This is a genomic window from Dyella sp. OK004 (assembly GCF_900114495.1).
Lineage (GTDB): Bacteria > Pseudomonadota > Gammaproteobacteria > Xanthomonadales > Rhodanobacteraceae > Dyella_D.
This window is the reverse complement of the sequence record NZ_FOZI01000002.1, coordinates 952,929-972,190: the sequence shown is the minus strand read 5'-3', so window position 1 is coordinate 972,190 and position 19,262 is coordinate 952,929. Positions and strand designations below refer to the sequence as shown.

Genomic DNA, 19,262 nt, shown 5'->3' with positions numbered 1-19,262 from the left:
GGAAAGTACCGCTCAGCGATAGCGGTTGATGGTGTCGCGCAGTTCCAGCGTGGCCTTGCGCGCGGCCTGGGCGAAGTCTTCGCCGTTGCCCGCGTACAGAATGGCGCGCGAGGAGCTGATCATCAGGCCAGTGCCGCTGGCCGTGCGGCCGTTGCGTACCACGGCTCCCACGTCGCCGCCCTGGGCGCCGATGCCTGGCACCAGCAGCGGCACATCGCCAACCAGCGCGCGCACTTCGGCCAGCTGCTCCGGCCAGGTGGCGCCGGTGACCAGGGCGCAGTTGCCGTGGGTGTTCCAGTCGCGCGCGACGATCTGCGCAACGTGCTGGTAGAGCGGTTTGCCGCCGACGTCCAGATCCTGCAGGTCAGCGGCGCCGGGGTTGGAGGTATGGCAAAGCAGGATCACGCCTTTGTCGGCGCGATCAAGGAATGGCTGCACGGAGTCGCGGCCGAGGTACGGATTGAGCGTCACCGCATCGGCGCCGAAACGATCGAAGGCTTCCGTGATGTAATGCTGCGCCGTACTGCCGATATCGCCGCGTTTCGCGTCGAGGATCACCGGCACGTTCGGATGCTTGGTGTGGATATGCGTGATCAGGCGCTCGAGCGCATCTTCCGCACGCAGCGCGGCGAAGTGCGCGATCTGCGGCTTGTAGGTACAGACCAGGTCGGCAGTGGCGTCGACGATGGCGCTGCAAAATTCGAAAACAGCGTCCGGGCGCCCTTGCAGGTGCGCCGGGAATTTCGCGGGTTCTGGATCGAGACCGACGCAGACCAGTGAGTTGTTGCGGATCCATGCCTGTTGCAGTGATTGCATGAAGTGCATCGTGGTCTCCGGTGATCTTTGCGTTCGTCATTCCGGCTTGCGCCGGAATGACGTTGTCTCAATGGTGTTACGCCAGCTTCTTGTACTTCACGCGATGCGGCCTGGCGGCCTCGTCGCCCAGGCGGCGCTTCTTGTCCGCTTCGTACTCGTTGTAGTTGCCGGGGAAGAACTCGACGTGCGAGTCGCCTTCGAACGCGATGATGTGCGTGGCGATGCGGTCGAGGAACCAGCGGTCATGCGAGATCACCATCGCACAGCCGGGGAATTCCAGCATGGCGTCTTCCAGCGCGCGCAGCGTTTCGACGTCCAGATCGTTGGACGGCTCGTCAAGCAGCAGCACGTTGCCGCCCTGCATCAGGGTCTTGGCCAGATGCAGTCGACCACGCTCACCGCCCGACAGGCTGCCAACCATCTTCTGCTGGTCGGTGCCCTTGAAGTTGAAGCGGCCGATATACGCGCGCGACTGCAGCTCGTACTTGCCGATGGTGATGATGTCGGCGCCGTCCGAGATTTCCTGCCACACGTTCTTGTTCGGATCGAGGCTGTCGCGCGACTGGTCCACATAGGCCAGCTGCACGGTGTGGCCGAGCTTGACCTCGCCCGAGTCGGCCTTTTCCTGGCCGGTGATCAGCTTGAACAGGGTGGACTTGCCGGCGCCGTTCGGGCCGATCACGCCGACGATGGCGCCCGGCGGCACCTTGAACGAGACGTCGTCGATCAGCAGGCGATCACCGAACTGCTTGGACACGTTCTTGAACTCGATCACTTCCTGGCCCAGGCGCTCGCCCGGCGGAATGTAGAGTTCGTTGGTTTCGTTGCGCTTCTGGTACTCGACCGAGTTCAGTTCCTCGAAGCGGTTGATACGCGCCTTGCCCTTGGACTGACGCCCCTTGGCAGCCGAACGTACCCACTCCAGCTCGCGTGCGAGGGCTTTCTGGCGACCCTTCTCGGCGGCTTCTTCACGGGCCAGGCGCTCGCTCTTCTGCTCCAGCCAATCGGTGTAGTTGCCCTTCCACGGAATGCCGCGGCCGCGATCGAGTTCGAGGATCCACTCGGCAGCGTGCTCAAGGAAGTAGCGGTCATGGGTCACCGCCACCACGGTGCCAGGGTAGTTCTGCAGGAACTGCTCCAGCCAATCCACCGACTCCGCGTCCAAGTGGTTGGTGGGCTCGTCGAGCAGCAGCATGTCCGGCTTGGACAGCAGCAGGCGGCACAGCGCCACGCGGCGCTTCTCACCACCCGACAGCGGCCCGATCTTGGCGTCCCACGGCGGCAGGCGCAGCGCGTCGGCGGCCACTTCCAGCTGACGCTCCAGTGCATGGGCGTCGTTCACGGCGAGGATGCTTTCCAGCTGCTCCTGCTCCTTGGCCAGCTTGTCGAAGTCCGCGCCTTCTTCGGCATAGGCGGCATAGACCTCTTCCAGGCGCTTCTGCGCATCGAGAATGACGGAGACGCCTTCCTCGACTGCTTCGCGCACGGTCTTTTCCGGATCCAGCTGCGGCTCCTGCGCCAGATAGCCGACCTTGATGCCCGGCTGCGGGCGGGCCTCACCCTGAAAATCGGTATCCACGCCGGCCATGATCTTCAGCACCGTGGACTTACCCGCGCCGTTCAGGCCCAGCAGGCCGATCTTGGCGCCGGGGAAGAAGCTGAGCGAGATGTCCTTGATGATCTGGCGCTTCGGGGGAACGATCTTGCTGACCCCGTTCATGGTGTAGATGTACTGCGAGCTCATGGAGCCTCCGGAGGCGTGCGCGGCGCTGGCCCGGAAGGCGGGCAATGCGCTGGGCGTGGGTATCAAACCGCGCATTATAGCGGGTTGGCGGATCGTCTCGGTGACAGGCCGGGACTATCTTGCGGCGTCGTGCCCGGTTTTTTTCGGCTGCCGCCCTCTTGTCGCCCTATTCCGTTGCTGGTGCGCCATGCCCGCCCCCCATGCTTGCGGTTCCTGTGATGGACGGAGCGCGTGGCATGGAGCGACTGGGGACGGATGGGCCATTGATACGCGGAGTGGCGCGGCTGGACGCACGGGCGGCGGGGCTGGCGGCGCGGCGCGGCCGTTGGGCCGTGGCGCTTCACGAATTTGTCTGCTTCGGGGTGAAGCAAGCTTCCGCCTGCCTTTTCGGCGGCTGCATGGTGGCCCTGCTGGTTGTGACCTGGGCTTTCTACCCGGGGGATGCGTGGCTGGCCCGCTACGACTTTCTGACGCTGGCCGCGTTGGGGATCCAGGTGGTGCTGCTGGCGCTCCGGTTGGAGAGCTGTGAGGAGGCCTGGCTCATCCTGTTGTTCCATCTGGTTGGCACAGCGATGGAGGTGTTCAAGACAGCGGTGGGTTCATGGACGTATCCCGAGGCGTCGGTGCTGCGCGTCGGCGGCGTGCCGTTGTTCACCGGCTTTATGTACGCTTCGGTCGGTAGTTACATCGCGAGGGCTTGGCGCCTGTTCGGGTTCCGCTTCGTACGCCACCCGTCGTTCGGCGCGACGGTGTGGCTGGCGCTGGCGATCTATCTCAATTTCTTTGCACACCACTACCTGCCGGATGCCCGCTTTTTGCTGTTTGCCGCGGTGGTGGTCCTGTTCGGCCGGACCTGGATCTTCTTCCGGGTGCGCGACACGTATCGCCGGATGCCGTTGTTGCTCGGCTTCGTGCTGGTGGCGGGTTTCATCTGGCTGGCGGAGAACATCGGTACGTTCACCTCCGCCTGGCGCTATCCCGCGCAGCGGCACGGCTGGAGCATGGTGCCGGTGGGCAAGCTGGGGGCGTGGTTGCTGCTGATGATCATCAGCTATGTGATGGTGTCGGCAGTGGCGAGGCGGCGAGGCGGCACAGGTGGCTGATGCCATCTGCCTTTAGCGCTCGCTGTCCAGCGATGCCATGCCCTGTGCGCTATAGCGATCGCCGGCTGCCGCGCCGGATGGGATGGCGCGTTCAATGGTGGCGAGATCTTCCATACCGAGGGTGATGTCGAGTGCGCCCAGGGCTTCAGTCAGGCGTGAGCGTGTGCGTGCACCGACCAGGGGCACGATGTCTTCTCCACGCGCCAACACCCAGGCGATGGCCAGCTGCGCCACGCTGACACCACGCGCCTCGGCCAGTTCGCGCAGGAGATCGACCAAGGCCAGGTTGTGATTGAGGTTGTTGCCCTGGAAGCGGGGGCTGTGGGTGCGGAAATCGCGGGCATCGGTGCTGCGGTCTTTTGACCAGTGACCGCTGATGAGGCCGCGTGAGAGGACGCCGTAGGCGGTGATGCCGGTGCCGAGTTCGCGGCAGGCGGGAAGGATGGCTTGTTCGATGCTGCGCGAGATCAGCGAGTATTCGATCTGCAGGTCGACGACGGGTAGCACGCTGGAGGCGCGGCGGATGGTGTCGACGCCCATTTCAGACAGGCCGAGGTGGCGCACGTAGCCGGCTTTGACCAGGTCGGCGATGGCACCGACGGTGTCTTCGATGGGCACGTTGGGGTCGAGTCGCGCGGGGCGGTAGATGTCGACGTAGTCGGTGCGCAGGCGCTTGAGGGAGTAGGCGAGGGCGGCTTTGACGGCGGCGGGGCGGGCGTCGTAGCCGAGCCATTCGCCGCCGGGGCCGCGTTGCGCGCCGAATTTCACGCTGAGCAGATAGCTGTCGCGTGAGCGCCCAGCCAGCGCTTCACCCAACAGCATTTCGTTATGGCCCATACCGTAGAAGTCGCCGGTATCGAGCAGGTTGATGCCAGCGTCGAGTGCGGCGTGGATCGTAGCGATGCTTTCGCTGCGGTCGGTGGCGCCATACATGTCGGACATGCCCATGCAGCCAAGGCCGAGCGCGGAGACATGCAGGTTGTGCCTGCCGAGGGTGCGGAACTTCATGGGAAGCGCTCCACCGAAAGGGAATGCGCATGGTGCGCTTCCGGCATGGCGGAAGCCAACTGCCTCAGTCGCGATCGGGCTTCGGACGCGCCGCATCGAACAGAGTGCCAGCGGTGCGCGTATGCAGCGAGGCGGCGTCGTAACCGGGCGGCAACAGACCCGCGATTTCCAGCATCACGGCGCCGTGCAGGGCGGCCCAGATCTGATGGCCGAGGATGGGCGCCTCGGCCTCGACCACGCCTTCGGCAACCATCACATCGACATGCGCGGCGATGGTCTGCCACATCCGTTCGTGCGCCTCGCGATACGCGGGGTTGGCGCGGTTCTGTTCGGGGAATTCGAACATCAGCCGGTAGGTGGCGGTGTTGGCGCGGGCGAAAGCGATATAGGCATCGCGCACCGCGCGGCTACGTGCACGGCCGTCGCCCGGCGATGCGAGCGCCCGTTCCAGTGCGGCGGAAAACTCATGCAGGCCACGTGTACGCACGGCGGTGATGATGTCGTCTTTGTTACCGAAGTAGCGGTACGGCGTCATCGTGCCGCAGCCCAGTTCGCTGGCGATGCGGCGCATGGTGACCGCGGCCGGGCCTTCCTCCACGTAGAGGCGCGCGGCGGCTTCGCAGATGCGCGCGCGGAAAGCTTCGGTTTCGTCTTCGCGAAGGGCTTTGGGCACGTGGGGTTTCCTTAGTGGCCGGGCAGCTTGAGCGTCTTGCGGAAGAAGGCCAGGGCATCGGCGTTGATCTGCGCGTGAACTTTGGCGCGGTCCACGCCTGCCGGATCGGTGCAGATAGTGGGGGCTTCTTTCGCGAGTGCCGTTGAGCAAGGTGCGATGAAAACCCAGTGGTCCGCTTTCGGCACTTCTTTCACGGCCATCAGGTTCTTGAGCAAAGGCCGGATGTGTTTCGCGTTATCCGCTGGCGGCAGCACGTGATCGTTCTGGCCGTAGTACAGGAACATCGGTGCGTGTATCGGGGCGAGACCTGCTTCATCGAACACCAGGCTGAGCGGCGCCATGACGAAGGCGGCTTTCACGCGCGGATCAGCGGTGTCGCCCCAGTGGCCCATGTCGTTCTGCACGTCGGCGAGGTAATCCCTGATGGTCCGGCCTTGTTTGGCCATCTCGGCTTCCAGTTTGGCGCGCGTACCGCAGACGTCCTTGACCTCCGGATGCTGATCGCAAAAGTCGATGAAGCGTTCGAACTTCGGGCGCGCGCCGAGCAGCATCAAGCTCGTATACCCGCCCGCCGAGAAACCGGCGACGCCGATACGCTCCGGGTCGATCAGGTTCTTCCAGTGCGGATCGGCGAGCAGGGTGGTGATGGTGGATTTGACCTGCAGCGGTCGGCCGGCGAGTACTTCGGCATGCCCCACGCCGCTGGTGTCCTGGAAATCGTCCTTGGGGTGATTGAGCGTTGCCACGATGAAGCCGTGGCTGGCCAGGTAGGTTGCGAGGTCGTGATGGCCGAGGCGGCTGCCGCCGTTGCCATGGGAGATCACCACCAGCGGCCTGGTGCCGGGGAGCGCCGGAGCATCCGGTACGGCGGCGACTTCGTAGGGCCCGATCGCAGTGGCACCGTGGACCGGTTGCGAAGACGGATAGAACACATAGCCATCGGTTTGCCCGCCACTCACCGGATCGGGAATGCGGATGGACACCATGCCCACGCCGGTCGCGGATTGGGCTGAAAGCGCCAGCGGCAGCAGCCACAGCAGCGCGGCGAGCCATCGCGAGTGCGCGGCGAGGCGCTTTTCAGCGCGTGGAAAACGAATCCCCATGAGCTATGTCCCCTTCGCGGCCAGGTTGCGTGCAATGTACGGTACATTGTACGCAATGTGCGGACAAGAGCCCCGCCGGTGGCCGGCCATAGCCCATGACCGTTACACTCCGGAGTCTTTCCCCCGCTTGCCACGACGAGGCCCGAATGTTCCCGAAGAACGAGACGATCGCCGGTTACGACGCTGAACTGGCCCAGGCCATGGCCGATGAAGCGCGCCGTCAGGAAGACCACGTCGAACTCATTGCTTCGGAGAACTACGCCAGCCCGCGCGTGATGGAAGCGCAGGGCAGCGTGCTCACCAACAAGTACGCCGAGGGTTATCCGGGCAAGCGCTACTACGGCGGCTGCGAATACGTGGACGTGGCCGAGAAGCTCGCCATCGACCGCCTCAAGCAGCTGTTCGGCGCCACCTACGCCAATGTGCAGCCGCATTCCGGCTCGCAGGCCAATCAAGCGGTGTACTTCGCGCTGCTGACTCCGGGCGACACCATCCTCGGCATGAGCCTGGCGCACGGCGGCCACCTGACCCACGGCGCCAAGGTCAACATCTCCGGCAAGCTGTTCAACGCGATCCAGTACGGCGTGAACGACCAGGGCCTGGTCGACTACGACGAAGTCGAGCGCCTTGCGCTGGAGCACAAGCCGAAGATGATCGTGGCGGGTTTCAGCGCCTACTCGCAAGTGATGGACTGGGCGCGCTTCCGCGCCATCGCCGACAAGGTTGGTGCCTATCTGTTCGTGGATATGGCGCACGTCGCCGGCCTGATCGCCGCGGGTGTGTATCCGAATCCGGTGCCGCACGCACATGTCGTCACCTCGACCACGCACAAGACCCTGCGCGGCCCGCGCGGCGGGATCATCGTCGCCAAGGATGCCGGCGAAGAGATTGAGAAGAAGCTGCAGTCGATCGTGTTCCCCGGTATCCAGGGCGGCCCGCTGATGCACGTGATCGCGGCCAAGGCCGTGGCGTTCAAGGAAGCGCTGGAGCCGTCGTTCAAGGAGTACCAGACACAAGTGGTGAAGAACGCCAAGGCGATGGCCAAGACCTTCATCGAACGCGGCTACAAGATCGTCTCCGGCGGCACCGAGAATCACCTGATGCTGGTCGATATGATCGGCCGCGACGTGACCGGCAAGGACGCGGAAGAGGCGCTGGGTAAGGCGCACATCACCGTCAACAAGAACGCCGTGCCGAACGACCCGCGCAAGCCCTTCGTCACCTCCGGCCTGCGCGTCGGTACCCCGGCCATCACCACTCGCGGCTATAAAGAGGCCGACACGGTGGAACTGACCCAGTGGATCTGCGACGTACTCGATGCGCCGGCCGATGAGTCGGTACTCGCCAAGGTGCGCGAGAAGGTCACGGTGCAGTGCAAGAAATTCCCGGTCTACGGCTGACAGGCTTCTAGTCGCCCACCATGCATTGCCCCTTCTGCCAGCATGAAGACACGCGCGTGATCGATTCACGCCTTGCCGAGGACGGCGCCACCGTGCGCCGTCGTCGCGAGTGTCCGCAATGCGGCGAGCGCTTCAATACCTTCGAGACGGCAGAGTTAAAGCTGCCGGCGATCGTAAAGAGCGGTGAACGGCGCGAGAGTTTTGACGAGCGCAAGCTGCGCGTGAGTTTCGAGCGCGCCTTGCAGAAGCGGCCGGTAGCGAGCGATGCGGTGGATGTCTCCGTGCGCACCATCATCAACGACCTGCGCAAGAGCGGCGATCGCGAAGTGCCGTCGCGCCAGATCGGCGAATTGGTGATGCGCGAACTGAAGAAGCTCGACCAGGTCGCTTATGTGCGCTTCGCCTCGGTCTACCGCAAGTTCGAGGACGTGCAGGCGTTCCGCGAGGAAATCGAGAAGCTCGAGCGCGATCTGCCGGGCCTCGAGAACCTGCAGCTGTCGCTGCTCGGCGAAGGCGGCATCAAGCGCAGTAAGAAAGGCTGACGTTTTTCCGCGGGCCACGCGTTCTGCGAGAATGCCCGCATGACGATCTCCCATTTCAGCGTTCTCGATCATCAGCACATGGCGCAGGCCTTGCGCCTGGCCGAACGCGGCCTGTTCACCACCCAACCAAATCCGCGTGTCGGTTGCGTTATCGCGCATGGCGAAGAAGCGGTGGGTGAGGGCTGGCACCAGCGCGCCGGTGAGCCGCATGCGGAAGTGTTCGCATTGCGCGCGGCGGGCGAACGTGCGCGCGGTGCGACGGCCTATGTGACGCTGGAACCCTGCGCGCATCACGGACGCACGCCGCCGTGCGCGGATGCGCTGATCGCCGCGGGTGTGTCCCGTGTGGTGATCGCGACCGAAGATCCTTTTCCGCAAGTGGCGGGACGCGGTATCGGCAAACTCCGCGACGCCGGCATTACCGTTGACTCGGGCCTGATGCGCGAGGCCGGGCGCGAACTCAATATCGGTTTCTTCAGCCGCATCGAGCGCGGCCGTCCGTGGCTGCGCGTGAAGCTGGCGATGAGTCTGGATGGGCGCACCGCATTGGCGGACGGCACCTCGAAGTGGATCACCGGTGAGGCCGCGCGTGCGGACGTGCAGCGCTGGCGTGCGCGCTGTTCCGCGATCCTTACAGGCAGTGGCACGGTGTTGGCGGATAACCCGCATCTGACCGTGCGTCTACCGAACGACGAGGCATTCGCTCCGCCGCTGCGCGTGGTGCTGGATCGCCAGCTACGCACGCCTGTGGTGAGCCACGTTTTCGACGGCGACGCGCCCACCCTGGTGCTGCACGCTGAAGGCGCGAAGGCGCTGACGCAGGCCGACAACGTCCAGTACACGGCGGTGGCAGAAAAGAACGGCCAACTGGATCTAGCGGCGGTACTCCGCCTGCTTGCCGAACGCGGCTGCAACGAGGTGCACGTGGAAGCCGGCGCGACGCTTTGCGGTGCGTTGGTGGCGGCCGGTCTCGCGGACGAGCTGCTGATCTATGTGGCACCTCTGCTGCTGGGCGACCAAGGGCGTCCGTTGCTGCAGCTGCCCGCACTGAGTGACATGAGCGAACGCTGGAATCTGCAGCTGCTCGACCAGCGTATGCTGGGATCGGATATCCGGCTGCGGCTGCGTCCCGCGCCGATGGCCCGCGACAACAAAGTTTAGACAACCAGGCATAGGGGACCGACATGCTTGCCAAGACGGAGCTGGAGCAGTTCCGGACCCAGGGTTATGTGATCCGCCAGGTATTGGATGCCGGCGATATCGCGCGATATGTGGACGCCGTCGAGACGGCACGCCGCGAGCGCGGCGAACACGGCAAGATGATGAATCTGCAATTCCTGCAGCCGGGCAAAGATGTCCGCGCGGTGCAGGACATCATCTGCCAGCCGGCCATCCGGGACATGGCTGCCGATCTGCTCGGCGACGGCATCATCATCGACGGTGCCTCACTGTTCTACGCGGATGCCGGTGTCGACTATCGCCAGGGGTGGCACCGCGACCTGATGCAGGTGCCGGACGAGCAAATCGACCCGCACTGGTTCAGTGCCGACTACCACTACAACTACGTGCAGGCGAACATCTCGCTGACGCTCGATCCCTGTCTGTGGATCGTGCCGGGCAGTCATCGGCGCCCGCTCAACGAGGCCGAGCAGCACATCTTTGGCAATGATCTACGTATCGCACCGGTGGATGCGCAGCCGGAGCTGGATGAAGGTCGCCAGCTGCTGCTGCAGCCGGGACAGGCGGTGTTCTACAACAACTACGCGGTGCATCGCGGCTACGCCGGTGTCCTCGCGGAACGGCGCATCACCATCCATCTCGGTTTCCACTCCAGCCAGTACGAGCCAACCTGCCACTTTGGCGTGCTCGATCACCGTGAGTACACACCGGAATATCTCGGCGGTCTGGCGCCGGATGTGCGCGCTGCGCTAGAGGCGCATATCGCCGAGCGCGAGCGTCATCCGCAAGTCGACCAGTACCATGCCTGGCACCAGCAGTTCATCAGCAAGGAATTCGTCATCAAATGAGCAACGCGAAAACCATTCGCTGGGGCATCATCGGCTGCGGCAACGTTACCGAGCTGAAGAGCGGCCCGGGCTTCCAGAAGGCACCGCATTCCGCGCTGGTGGCGGTGATGCGCCGCGATGGCGACAAGGCGCGCGATTACGCGCAGCGCCACGGCGTACCGAAGTGGTATGACGATGCTGCCTTGCTGATCGCCGATCCGGATGTGGACGCCGTCTACGTTGCGACACCGCCTTCCACCCACAAGCAGTACGCGCTGATGAGCATCGCCGCGGGCAAGCCGGTGTATGTGGAAAAGCCGATGGCGATGGACCACGCCGAATGCGAGGCGATCATCCGCGCCGGACGCGAGGCGAAGGTGCCAGTGTTCGTAGCGTATTACCGCCGCATGCTGCCGCGCTTCCACAAGGTGCGCGAGCTGCTGTTCGAGTCGAAGGTGATCGGCACGCCACGTATCGTCAACACCGTGCTGTATGAGCCGCACCATCCGCGTTATCACGACAGGAACAATTTGCCGTGGCACGTCGTTCCCGAGATTTCCGGCGGTGGCGTGTTCATGGATATCGGCTGCCACACGCTGGATATCCTCGACTGGCTGTTCGGACCGATCGTGTCGGTGACCGGTCATGCGAGCAATCAGCTCAAGGCGTATCCGCCGGAGGATACCGTGGCTATGTCGTTTGCTTTCGGCAACGGCGTGCTCGGCACGGGTCTGTGGAATTTCGATAGCTTCAAGCATCACGACTGCATCGAAGTGGTGGGCGATCGGGGGCGGATCAGTTTCGCCACGTTCGGCGACGGTGCGATCCGCGTGGAGAACGCGGACGGCAGCAGGGAGTTCCATGTCGAGAACCCACGGCATATCCAGCAGCCGCTGATCGAGACCATCGTCGCCGAACTTACTGGCCAGGCCGGTGCCTGTCCGTCCACCGCCGAAACGGGTGCGCGTACCAGTTGGGTGATGGATCAAGTGCTGCGGGAATACCGGTCGCGAGCTACTGCTTAAAGCGCTGAGCGAGGCTCAGCGCGCCAGCGCCCAGTCGATCGCTGCATCGAACAACTTGTAGCCTTCGGGCGTGAGGTTGTCGAAGGTCTCGTTGTCGAGAAAGAACATCACCCGCCGCGCGGGCGCCAGCGTTTCGTAGTCCATCGTGGCGCCTTTCTCGTAGCCGAAGATGGCAACTTTCTCGGGTTCGCCGGCCAGCGTGGCGATGATGCTGGCGCCCAGTCCGGGCTTGCCCCAGTTCATCGGGGCATTCTTCACGTACACGTTGACGATGCCGGCCGGCAAACCGGCCGCCAGTGGGTGTGGGGCATTGACTAGCCATAGGGCGTGTTGCTTGTCGGTCTTGCCGAAGTCGGTGTCGGGATGTTTGCCGCTCATGCCCATGTCGTCGAGCAGATCGCTTTCCCAGGTCACCAACGGCACCGGCGTATCGCGGTACGCACCGAGCAGGTCGCGCGAACGCACTGTGGAGGAGAGCACCACCAGATCGAAATCCTTGGCCTTGGCGGCCGGCTGATACTGGTCATACAGCGTGACGGTGAAGCCGCGTGCCGCCAGATGCTGTTCGATCTTCTGATCGTAGGCGAGGCTCTTGCCGTCCTTGCGCACCACTAGCAACACGTTCTTGCCGTGGCTGGCGGCCACAGCTTGTGCCGATACGACACACAAGCAGAGCAGGGCGAGGGCAGCAATGCTGCGCAGGAAAGAAGCGGTCATGGTCCAAGTCCTCACAGGTCGATCTTCACAGTCAGCTTGGCCGTGCGCGGCAACCCCATGGCGAGCCGGTTATTGCCGGTAGCCGCCCAGTAGCGCTTGTCCGTAGCGTTTTCGACGTTGAGCTGCCACAGCACTCGCTTGCCGAGCATCTGCGTGGCGTAGCGCGCGCCCAGGCCAACTAGCGTGTAATTGTCGATGTAGCCCTGGTTGGCGTTGTTCAGCGGTCGGCGTCCGGTGAAGTAGAGGCCGCCGTTGAGCGCAAGGCCAGGCACAACCGGCACGGCGTATTCGGCGAACAGGCTGGCAGTGACGGCGGGCGTGTTTTCCGGTGTCTTGTCTTCCAGCGCGGTGCTGATGTCGCGGAAGCGCGCCTGCAGATACTGCGTGGAGAACTGCAGCGACCAGTCATGCGATAGCTGGCCTTGCGCATTCAGTTCGATGCCACGGTAGCGCAGGCGGCCGCTCTGCACGAACAGGCCGCTGTCATTGACGTAGCTGGCTGCGCGATCGATATCGAACACGGCACTGGAAAGCAGCAGCCGATCGCTGGGCTGCCAGCGCAGGCCGACTTCCTTCTGCTTGCTGATCGACGGGGGCAGGGCCTCGTTGACGTTGATCGCGGTATTCGGCGCGCGGTCGCCCTGTTCGATGCCAGTGGCATACGAGGCGTAAGCCATCAGGCGCGGGTTGAACTTGTAGATCAGCGCGGCGAGCGGCGTGGTCTTGCTCGCCTTGTAGTGATTGCTGCCCTGGTCGCTGGTGTAGCGGGTATAGCGCGCGCCGAGAATGGTCTGCCAATGCTCGGAGAAGCTCATGCGGTCGGTGACGTACAGACCGCGGTCCACCGCGTTCAAGGCGGGCGTGACGGTGGTCTTGGTGACCGGCAGCCACGGTACCGTGATCGGATCGTAGAGATTCTGCGCGCCGGTGAACTGGCCGGTTACGGTCTGGTCCTGGTTCGACTTGGTCTGCGCCGCGCCAATGGTCAGTTCATGCCCCACCGCGCCGGTGGCGAAGCTGCCGAACAGTTCGGCGCGCAGATTCTGGTTGTTCCAGCTGGCGGCGCTCTGGCGATTGCCGGCGAGCGTGCCCCGGCCGGTGAGCGGGTTGTAGTTCCTGATCTCCGTAAAGGCACGTCGATCGCGAGTGAGATCAGCGCGGCCGGCTTCGAGCGTTGCCAGCCATTGCGCGCTCACTGCGTAGTCGGCATGCAGCAGCACGTTGCCGCCATGCGCGACAAAGTCGGCCCAGTCGGGCGACAGGCGCTTGCTGGGATCAGGCATGCGCGGTAGCTCGATGCTGCCGTTTTTCGCGGCGGGCTGGGTGATCACGCTCTGCTCGCCGAGCTTCTTACGGAAATACTCCAGGTCAGCGCGCAGGTTCAGCCGGTCGTTGACGCGCCAGTCGAGCGCCGCGCTGGCCATGCGTTTGTCACCGTCGATGCCGTCCACCGGCGATTGCAGGCTGCCGCCGGCCAGGTTGAAACGCGCGCCGTATTGCTGGTGGTCACCGAAGCGGCGGCCGACGTCGAGCTGGCCGATGGTGCCGCCGTTGTTGTCGATACTGAGGCCGAGCGTGGTCACCGGCTGGTTGCCGGCGCGCTTAGTCACCATGTTCACCACGCCGCCGGGTGCGGTGTAGCCGTAGTAGAGCGCGGACACGCCCTTGAGCACTTCCACGCGTTCTTTGTCTTCCAGCGGCAGCTCGGTGAGGTTGAGTAAGGGCAGCGATCCGTTGAGCCGGTAGTTGCTGCGGTTGTCGAGGGTGACGCCGCGCATAGACAGGTTGTCGAACACCTCGCCGCTGAGCTGCTGCCTGGTGACGCCAGCGGTGTTGCGCAGCACGTCGTAGAGACTCACGTCGGCCTGCGCATCGAGCAGGTCGCGGGTAGCGACGTTGATGGTGGCGGGCACGTCCATGATGGATTGATCGCGGAACGCGCCGACACCGACGCGTTGACCCACCAGCCCCTTGTCCGTATGCCCCTGCACGTCGATCGACTGCAGTGTGGAAACGGTGGGCTCGACTTGGCCGGCTTGGGCGTGCGCGCACGCCGCGACCAGACCCAGGGCCGACAGGCCAACGGGGTAGCGCATGGATTTTCCTTGGTGGGGTTCCGGCGCCCTGGGTTGGCCTGGTGTGGCGTGCCTGTCGCGCGGTCGATCAAACGAGAATGATTCGCAATAGTATGCGGATCGCGTGCGAAGGACAATGCCCGGTAGGCGGGTCGCGCCACATGCATGACGCCGTTTTCGGAGGGCCGCCGGGAACGCAGCGTTCGGTGCGTGAGCCTAGTGATGCCGGCGGAAGCCGCAGGACGGAGTGCTAGAATCCGCGGGCCGGCTATGCCGGCAACTATCCATAGCGTCTTCAGGGCGGGGTGAAATTCCCCACCGGCGGTAGGTTGAAGGGCAACCCATGTTTGGGATGTGCCGGCAACGAGCCCGCGAGCGCCTTCGCCGATCTCGGTCGCGAAGGGTCAGCAGATCCGGTCGAATGCCGGAGCCGACGGTTGGAAGCTGGCAGCAGCTTCCTCACAGTCCGGATGAAAGAAGACGGCATGGCGAACGGCTTCGCGGCCGTGCGTCTGCCTCATGCCTTGGGGCGTTCTCTCTATTGGCTCCACGCGGAGAACGTTTCATGCCTGCTATCAAGAAGATCTTTTTTATCCACCTCCAGCGGGAGGTGCGCTGATGTTCACCGGCATCATCCAGACCGTGGGCCGTATCGCGCGGCTCGAACCGCGCGGCGGCGATGTGCGCCTGTATGTCGATACAGGCGATCTTGATCTCGCCGACGTGCAACTGGGCGACAGCATCGCCGTCTCCGGCGTGTGCCTTACGGCTGTGACACTGGAACCGCGCGGTTTCAGCGCCGACGTTTCCAACGAAACGCTCTCGCTTACCACACTGGGCAAGCACAAGGCGGGCGACCCGGTGAACCTTGAGAAAGCGCTGCGCCTTGCCGATCGTTTGGGCGGCCATTTGGTGTCCGGCCATGTCGATGGTGTGGGCAAGGTGGTGTCGATCACGCCGGACGGACGCTCGTTGCGCTGGGTGTTCGAAGTGCCGGCGTCGCTGGCGCGCTACATCGCCGCCAAGGGCTCCATCTGCATCGACGGCACCAGCCTTACCGTCAACGAAGTCACCGGCAGCCGCTTCGGCGTCAACCTGATTCCGCATACCGTCGAGCACACCGCATTCCATGCGCGTCGCGCGGGCGATGCGGTGAATATCGAGGTGGATGTGGTGGCGCGCTATATCGAGCGGCTGATTGGTAGCGGTGAGGCGCCGCGTATTGATGAGGCGTTTCTCAAGCAGCACGGCTTCGCCTAAGAACTCCCTCTCCTGCGTGCAGCAGGGGAGGGCTGGGGTGGGGTCAAGCCCCGCACTAAATAGTGAAGCTCGGCTCAAGGGCTTACCCCCTCACAGCCTCCCCCTGCGTGCAGGGGGAGGGGCAAAAACAGAACATCACACCGGGACACCGTTATGGCTTTCAACACCATCCCCGAAATCCTCGAAGACATCCGTGCCGGCCGCATGGTGGTGATCCTCGATGACGAAGATCGCGAGAACGAAGGCGATCTGATCATGGCTGCGCAAATGGTGCGGCCGGAGGACATCAACTTCATGGTGCGCGAAGCGCGCGGCCTGGTCTGCCTGACCTTGACCGAGCAGCGCACGCGCCAGCTCGGCCTGCGTCCGATGGTCAGCGACAACACGTCGCCGTACCACACCAACTTCACCGTTTCGATCGAAGCGGCGGAAGGTGTCACCACCGGCATCTCGGCGCACGACCGCGCGCGCACCATCCAGGTCGCGGTGAAGTCGGATGCGAAGCCGCATGATCTGTCGCAGCCTGGCCATATCTTCCCGCTGACCGCGCAACCGGGCGGTGTGCTGACGCGCGCTGGCCACACCGAAGCCGGCTGCGATCTGGCTGCGCTTGCGGGCCTGGAGCCCTCTGCCGTGCTGATCGAAATCCTGCACGAAGATGGTTCGATGGCGCGGCGCCCCGAGCTGGAAATTTTCGCGCAGAAGCACGGCCTGAAGATCGGCAGCATCGCGGATCTGATCCGTTACCGCCTGGAAACCGAGAAGACCGTGCAGCGCGTGCACGAGGAGCAGGTGGAGACCGAGTTTGGCCCGTTCCGCCTGGTGGCCTACCGCGACGCGATTCACCACGGTCTGCATTTCGCGCTGGTACGCGGCAAGGTGAATGACGGTGCGCCGGTGCTGTCGCGCGTGCATGTGCGCAACACGCTTTCCGATGTGCTTCATCTGCAGCGCGACGATCTTGGCCTCACGGTGACTTCTGCGCTTCGCCGCATTGCGGATGAAGATCGCGGCGTGCTGTTGGTGCTATCCGGCGAGGACACGCCCGATGCGCTGCTGCGCCGCCTGAGCCGTCAGCCGACCACGCAGGCGCCGGAAGAAGTGCAGCAGCAGGAGTGGCGCCAGCTTGGTCTGGGCGCGCAGATGCTGGCCGACCTCGGCGTGCATCGCCTGCGTGTTTTGGGCACGCCGCGCAAATTGGTCGGACTGGCTGGCTTCGGTCTGGAGGTAGTCGAGCACGTGTGAGGCCATGGCTTCGCCACGACCTCGCCATGTCGTAGCCGGCATACTGCCGGCTACCTTCAACGACGACACGCCATGATCGCTACCACCATCCGCCTGATCGCTCCTTCCGGTTACCCGCATGACCGTCCCGCCGTGACGCGGGGCGTGGCGCGGTTGCGTTCGGCAGGTTGTGCGGTAGATGGTCTGGAAGTGCTGGATCGCGCCGAGCTGCGCTATGCCGGCGCCGACCCGGAGCGCGTGGCCGATATCAATGCACTGGCGACGGCCGAGGTACTGCCGGATATCGCGCTGGCGATCCGTGGCGGTTATGGCGCCACCCGTTTGCTGGAACAGCTTCACTACGACGCGCTGCGCGAACGGCTCGCGGGTTCGTCCACGCTGCTGGTCGGCCATAGCGATTTCACTGCACTCCAGCTGGCGCTGTACAAGCGCGCCGGCCTCACCACCTTCGGCGGCCCGATGCTGGGGCCGGATTTTGGCGCGGCCGAACCCAGCGCCTTCACCTGGCAGCACTTCTGGCAGACGCTGACCTCGTCCCAGGCGAGCGGGAGCTGGAAAACGCCGGGCGACGCCGAGCTGGATGTGGAAGGCCCGCTGTGGGGCGGCAACCTTGCCGTGCTGTGCAGCCTGATCGGTACGCCGTATTTCCCGGCCATCGAAGGCGGCATCCTCTACGTGGAAGACATTGGCGAGCCGCCGTTCCGCATCGAACGCCTGCTGTACCAACTGCACTTGTCGGGCGTATTGGATCGCCAGCGCGCCCTCGTGCTTGGCGATTTCAGCCAGTGCCGGCCCAGCGCCTACGACAACGGTTATGACCTGGACTCGGGTTTTGCCCAGATCAGTCGGTTGACCCGGGTGCCGGTGGTGCATGGCATGCCCTTCGGGCACGAGCCGGACAAGCTGACCCTGCCATTCGGCGTGCCGGCGCGGCTACGCGTGGCGGCGGGGCAGGCGACGCTGTCGTTCAGTGGCTACCCTCACCTGTCCGGAGGCGCCCCCCGGCCCGATCCGGGCAGGATTCCCGAAATCTCGTAAAATACCCGGCCGCTACGGGCCCGCGGTCCACCCAGGAACACATTGACCATGAAGATCATCGAAGGCGATTTCGCCGCGCCCAAGGGCCGTTTTGCCATCGTCGCCGGCCGTTTCAACGGCTTTGTCGTGGAGCCGCTGGTGGCCGGTGCGCGTGACGCACTGGTGCGCCATGGCGTGAAAGACGACAACATCGAGCTGATCCGTGTGCCCGGTGCCTGGGAAATCGCCCTGGCCGCGCACAAGCTGGCCAACTCTGGCAAGTACGCCGCGGTGATCGCGCTGGGCGCGGTGATCCGCGGATCCACCCCGCACTTCGATTACGTGGCCGGCGAATGCGCCAAGGGTCTGGCCCAGGCCGCCTACGCATCCGGCGTGCCGGTGGCTTTCGGTGTGTTGACCACCGACAACATCGAGCAGGCCATCGAGCGCTCCGGTACCAAGGCCGGCAACAAGGGTGCCGATGCTGCCATCGCTGCACTCGAGATGGTCAACCTGTACGGAAAGCTGTGATGAGCCAGCGTCCCGAGGGCATCGATCTCGCCGCGCGCTCACGCGCCCGCCGCCGCGCGCTGCAGGCGCTGTATGCGTGGCAGCTCAGCGGCAGCCACATGAACGCGGTGATCGACCAGTTCCGGCATGAGCAGGACATGGAAGTGGCCGACCTCGAGTACTTCGAGGATCTGCTGCACGGTGTCGAGAAGCACATCGACGAACTCGACGACTCGCTCAAGCCGTACGTCGATCGCGAAGTCGGCCAGATCGACCCGATCGAGCGCGCCGCGCTACGCCTCGCCGCCTATGAGCTGAAGTACCGCCCGGATGTGCCGTACCGCGTGGTGATCAACGAGGCTATCGAGGTCACCAAGCGCTTCGGTGCCGACCACGGCCACAGCTACGTCAACGGCGTGCTGGACAAGCTGGCTGCGCAGCTGCGCGCGGCGGAGAAGAAAGGTTGATGTCGGCGCGGACGGTCGGCGCACTGGCTTCCGCGCCCGTGCTTGAAACCGATCGTCTGCGCATGCGCGCGCATCGGGCCGACGATTACGCCACCTGTCTGGCGATCTGGTCGGATCCGGCCGTCATTCGCTTCATTGGCGGTGTGCCGTTCAATGGCGAGCAGGTATGGGATCGCATCCTGCGCTATGCCGGCCTATGGAGTCTGCTCGGCTACGGCTACTGGGCGGTCGAGGAAAAGGACGGCGGCCGTTATATCGGCGACATCGGTTATGCCGACCTGAAGCGCGATATGGTTCCTTCACTCGAAGGCATGCTGGAATTCGGTTGGGTGCTCGCACCCCATGCGCACGGCAAGGGTTATGCGAGCGAGGCCGTTGCCGCTGTCACTGCCTGGAGCGAGGAGCATCTCAGCCATTTGCGTGCCGTATGCATCATCTCGCCCGAGAACGCGCTGTCGATCCGCGTGGCGGAGAAGGCGGGCTTTCGCGAGTGGCAGCGCACCACCTACCACGGCAGCCCGACCATCGTTTTCAGCCGCTGAGTTTTCGCG

Annotated in this window: 19 protein-coding genes and 1 riboswitch; of the genes, 12 read left to right on the top strand and 7 right to left on the bottom strand. The window is 64.3% G+C overall.

Annotated features, from left to right (window positions below):
• Positions 1-12: 12 nt before the first annotated feature.
• Together pyrF and ettA are read right to left on the bottom strand one after the other, a co-directional pair.
• Positions 13-825 carry an orotidine-5'-phosphate decarboxylase gene (pyrF, locus tag BM338_RS11030; protein ID WP_090450918.1) on the bottom strand — a complete coding sequence of 271 codons (813 nt, stop codon included), beginning with the start codon at positions 823-825 and terminating at the stop codon, positions 13-15.
• Positions 826-892: 67 nt separating this feature from the next.
• The gene (ettA, locus tag BM338_RS11025) at positions 893-2,560 is read right to left on the bottom strand and encodes an energy-dependent translational throttle protein EttA (protein ID WP_090450917.1); all 1,668 of its coding nucleotides are present in this window, start codon (positions 2,558-2,560) and stop codon (positions 893-895) included.
• A gap of 236 nt (positions 2,561-2,796) precedes the next feature.
• On the opposite strand from ettA, the gene BM338_RS11020 reads away from it, so the two are divergent.
• Positions 2,797-3,663, top strand: coding sequence for a DUF817 domain-containing protein (locus BM338_RS11020; RefSeq protein ID WP_090450916.1), 867 nt, complete (start codon positions 2,797-2,799; stop codon positions 3,661-3,663).
• Positions 3,664-3,675: 12 nt separating this feature from the next.
• Here the strand turns inward: BM338_RS11020 and BM338_RS11015 are convergent, their stop codons facing one another.
• From BM338_RS11015 to BM338_RS21370, 3 genes are all read right to left on the bottom strand, one after another.
• A complete protein-coding gene (locus tag BM338_RS11015) occupies positions 3,676-4,671 on the bottom strand; it encodes an aldo/keto reductase (protein WP_090450915.1) in 996 nt (331 codons plus the stop codon).
• 64 nt (positions 4,672-4,735) lie between these two features.
• Positions 4,736-5,344 (bottom strand): TetR/AcrR family transcriptional regulator, encoded by a 609-nt coding sequence (locus tag BM338_RS11010; protein WP_177229301.1) that lies wholly within the window; start codon positions 5,342-5,344, stop codon positions 4,736-4,738.
• 11 nt (positions 5,345-5,355) lie between these two features.
• On the bottom strand, positions 5,356-6,447 hold the full coding sequence (locus tag BM338_RS21370; protein WP_143109285.1) for an alpha/beta hydrolase family protein: 1,092 nt from the start codon (positions 6,445-6,447) through the stop codon (positions 5,356-5,358).
• A gap of 146 nt (positions 6,448-6,593) precedes the next feature.
• On the opposite strand from BM338_RS21370, the gene glyA reads away from it, so the two are divergent.
• From glyA to BM338_RS10985, 5 genes are read left to right on the top strand one after another with little or no spacing between them, the layout of a single operon-like run.
• Positions 6,594-7,847: a serine hydroxymethyltransferase gene (gene glyA, locus BM338_RS11005; protein WP_090450913.1), complete on the top strand. Its 1,254-nt coding sequence runs from the start codon at positions 6,594-6,596 to the stop codon at positions 7,845-7,847.
• Positions 7,848-7,867: 20 nt separating this feature from the next.
• Positions 7,868-8,389 (top strand): transcriptional regulator NrdR, encoded by a 522-nt coding sequence (gene nrdR, locus BM338_RS11000; protein ID WP_090450912.1) that lies wholly within the window; start codon positions 7,868-7,870, stop codon positions 8,387-8,389.
• A 39-nt stretch (positions 8,390-8,428) separates the two neighbouring features.
• Positions 8,429-9,550 carry a bifunctional diaminohydroxyphosphoribosylaminopyrimidine deaminase/5-amino-6-(5-phosphoribosylamino)uracil reductase RibD gene (gene ribD, locus BM338_RS10995; protein ID WP_255367266.1) on the top strand — a complete coding sequence of 374 codons (1,122 nt, stop codon included), beginning with the start codon at positions 8,429-8,431 and terminating at the stop codon, positions 9,548-9,550.
• A gap of 23 nt (positions 9,551-9,573) precedes the next feature.
• Positions 9,574-10,416, top strand: coding sequence for a phytanoyl-CoA dioxygenase family protein (locus tag BM338_RS10990; RefSeq protein ID WP_090450911.1), 843 nt, complete (start codon positions 9,574-9,576; stop codon positions 10,414-10,416).
• Positions 10,413-11,420 (top strand): Gfo/Idh/MocA family protein, encoded by a 1,008-nt coding sequence (locus tag BM338_RS10985; RefSeq protein WP_090450910.1) that lies wholly within the window; start codon positions 10,413-10,415, stop codon positions 11,418-11,420. The genes BM338_RS10990 and BM338_RS10985 overlap by 4 nt, the downstream gene beginning before the upstream one ends.
• Before the next feature lie 15 nt (positions 11,421-11,435).
• Here the strand turns inward: BM338_RS10985 and BM338_RS10980 are convergent, their stop codons facing one another.
• Entirely contained in the window at positions 11,436-12,137 is a 702-nt protein-coding gene (locus BM338_RS10980) for a hypothetical protein (RefSeq protein WP_090450909.1), read from the bottom strand.
• A gap of 11 nt (positions 12,138-12,148) precedes the next feature.
• Positions 12,149-14,233, bottom strand: coding sequence for a TonB-dependent siderophore receptor (locus BM338_RS10975; protein WP_090450908.1), 2,085 nt, complete (start codon positions 14,231-14,233; stop codon positions 12,149-12,151).
• Positions 14,234-14,499: 266 nt separating this feature from the next.
• Positions 14,500-14,698: riboswitch (FMN riboswitch) on the top strand.
• Between the two features lie 132 nt (positions 14,699-14,830).
• Here BM338_RS10975 and BM338_RS10970 point away from each other — a divergent pair.
• From BM338_RS10970 to BM338_RS10945, 6 genes are all read left to right on the top strand, one after another.
• A complete protein-coding gene (locus BM338_RS10970) occupies positions 14,831-15,472 on the top strand; it encodes a riboflavin synthase (RefSeq protein WP_090450907.1) in 642 nt (213 codons plus the stop codon).
• A gap of 153 nt (positions 15,473-15,625) precedes the next feature.
• Entirely contained in the window at positions 15,626-16,717 is a 1,092-nt protein-coding gene (gene ribBA, locus BM338_RS10965) for a bifunctional 3,4-dihydroxy-2-butanone-4-phosphate synthase/GTP cyclohydrolase II (protein ID WP_090450906.1), read from the top strand.
• 72 nt (positions 16,718-16,789) lie between these two features.
• Positions 16,790-17,755: a muramoyltetrapeptide carboxypeptidase gene (ldcA, locus tag BM338_RS10960; RefSeq protein ID WP_090450905.1), complete on the top strand. Its 966-nt coding sequence runs from the start codon at positions 16,790-16,792 to the stop codon at positions 17,753-17,755.
• Between the two features lie 42 nt (positions 17,756-17,797).
• Positions 17,798-18,265 (top strand): 6,7-dimethyl-8-ribityllumazine synthase, encoded by a 468-nt coding sequence (gene ribE / locus BM338_RS10955; protein ID WP_218156329.1) that lies wholly within the window; start codon positions 17,798-17,800, stop codon positions 18,263-18,265.
• On the top strand, positions 18,265-18,711 hold the full coding sequence (gene nusB, locus BM338_RS10950) for a transcription antitermination factor NusB (protein WP_090450903.1): 447 nt from the start codon (positions 18,265-18,267) through the stop codon (positions 18,709-18,711). Before ribE ends, nusB begins: the two co-directional genes overlap by 1 nt.
• Entirely contained in the window at positions 18,711-19,253 is a 543-nt protein-coding gene (locus BM338_RS10945; protein ID WP_090450902.1) for a GNAT family N-acetyltransferase, read from the top strand. Before nusB ends, BM338_RS10945 begins: the two co-directional genes overlap by 1 nt.
• The last annotated feature ends 9 nt before the right edge of the window (positions 19,254-19,262 follow it).

What these genes read in the sequence shown, in the direction of transcription:
- pyrF (WP_090450918.1), bottom strand. Translation starts at nt 825, where the DNA reads ATGCACTTCATGCAATCACTGCAACAGGCATGGATCCGCAACAACTCA.
- ettA (WP_090450917.1), bottom strand. Translation starts at nt 2,560, where the DNA reads ATGAGCTCGCAGTACATCTACACCATGAACGGGGTCAGCAAGATCGTT.
- BM338_RS11020 (WP_090450916.1), top strand. Translation starts at nt 2,797, where the DNA reads ATGGAGCGACTGGGGACGGATGGGCCATTGATACGCGGAGTGGCGCGG.
- BM338_RS11015 (WP_090450915.1), bottom strand. Translation starts at nt 4,671, where the DNA reads ATGAAGTTCCGCACCCTCGGCAGGCACAACCTGCATGTCTCCGCGCTC.
- BM338_RS21370 (WP_143109285.1), bottom strand. Translation starts at nt 6,447, where the DNA reads ATGGGGATTCGTTTTCCACGCGCTGAAAAGCGCCTCGCCGCGCACTCG.
- glyA (WP_090450913.1), top strand. Translation starts at nt 6,594, where the DNA reads ATGTTCCCGAAGAACGAGACGATCGCCGGTTACGACGCTGAACTGGCC.
- nrdR (WP_090450912.1), top strand. Translation starts at nt 7,868, where the DNA reads ATGCATTGCCCCTTCTGCCAGCATGAAGACACGCGCGTGATCGATTCA.
- ribD (WP_255367266.1), top strand. Translation starts at nt 8,429, where the DNA reads ATGACGATCTCCCATTTCAGCGTTCTCGATCATCAGCACATGGCGCAG.
- BM338_RS10990 (WP_090450911.1), top strand. Translation starts at nt 9,574, where the DNA reads ATGCTTGCCAAGACGGAGCTGGAGCAGTTCCGGACCCAGGGTTATGTG.
- BM338_RS10985 (WP_090450910.1), top strand. Translation starts at nt 10,413, where the DNA reads ATGAGCAACGCGAAAACCATTCGCTGGGGCATCATCGGCTGCGGCAAC.
- BM338_RS10980 (WP_090450909.1), bottom strand. Translation starts at nt 12,137, where the DNA reads ATGACCGCTTCTTTCCTGCGCAGCATTGCTGCCCTCGCCCTGCTCTGC.
- BM338_RS10975 (WP_090450908.1), bottom strand. Translation starts at nt 14,233, where the DNA reads ATGCGCTACCCCGTTGGCCTGTCGGCCCTGGGTCTGGTCGCGGCGTGC.
- BM338_RS10970 (WP_090450907.1), top strand. Translation starts at nt 14,831, where the DNA reads ATGTTCACCGGCATCATCCAGACCGTGGGCCGTATCGCGCGGCTCGAA.
- ribBA (WP_090450906.1), top strand. Translation starts at nt 15,626, where the DNA reads ATGGCTTTCAACACCATCCCCGAAATCCTCGAAGACATCCGTGCCGGC.
- ldcA (WP_090450905.1), top strand. Translation starts at nt 16,790, where the DNA reads ATGATCGCTACCACCATCCGCCTGATCGCTCCTTCCGGTTACCCGCAT.
- nusB (WP_090450903.1), top strand. Translation starts at nt 18,265, where the DNA reads ATGAGCCAGCGTCCCGAGGGCATCGATCTCGCCGCGCGCTCACGCGCC.
- BM338_RS10945 (WP_090450902.1), top strand. Translation starts at nt 18,711, where the DNA reads ATGTCGGCGCGGACGGTCGGCGCACTGGCTTCCGCGCCCGTGCTTGAA.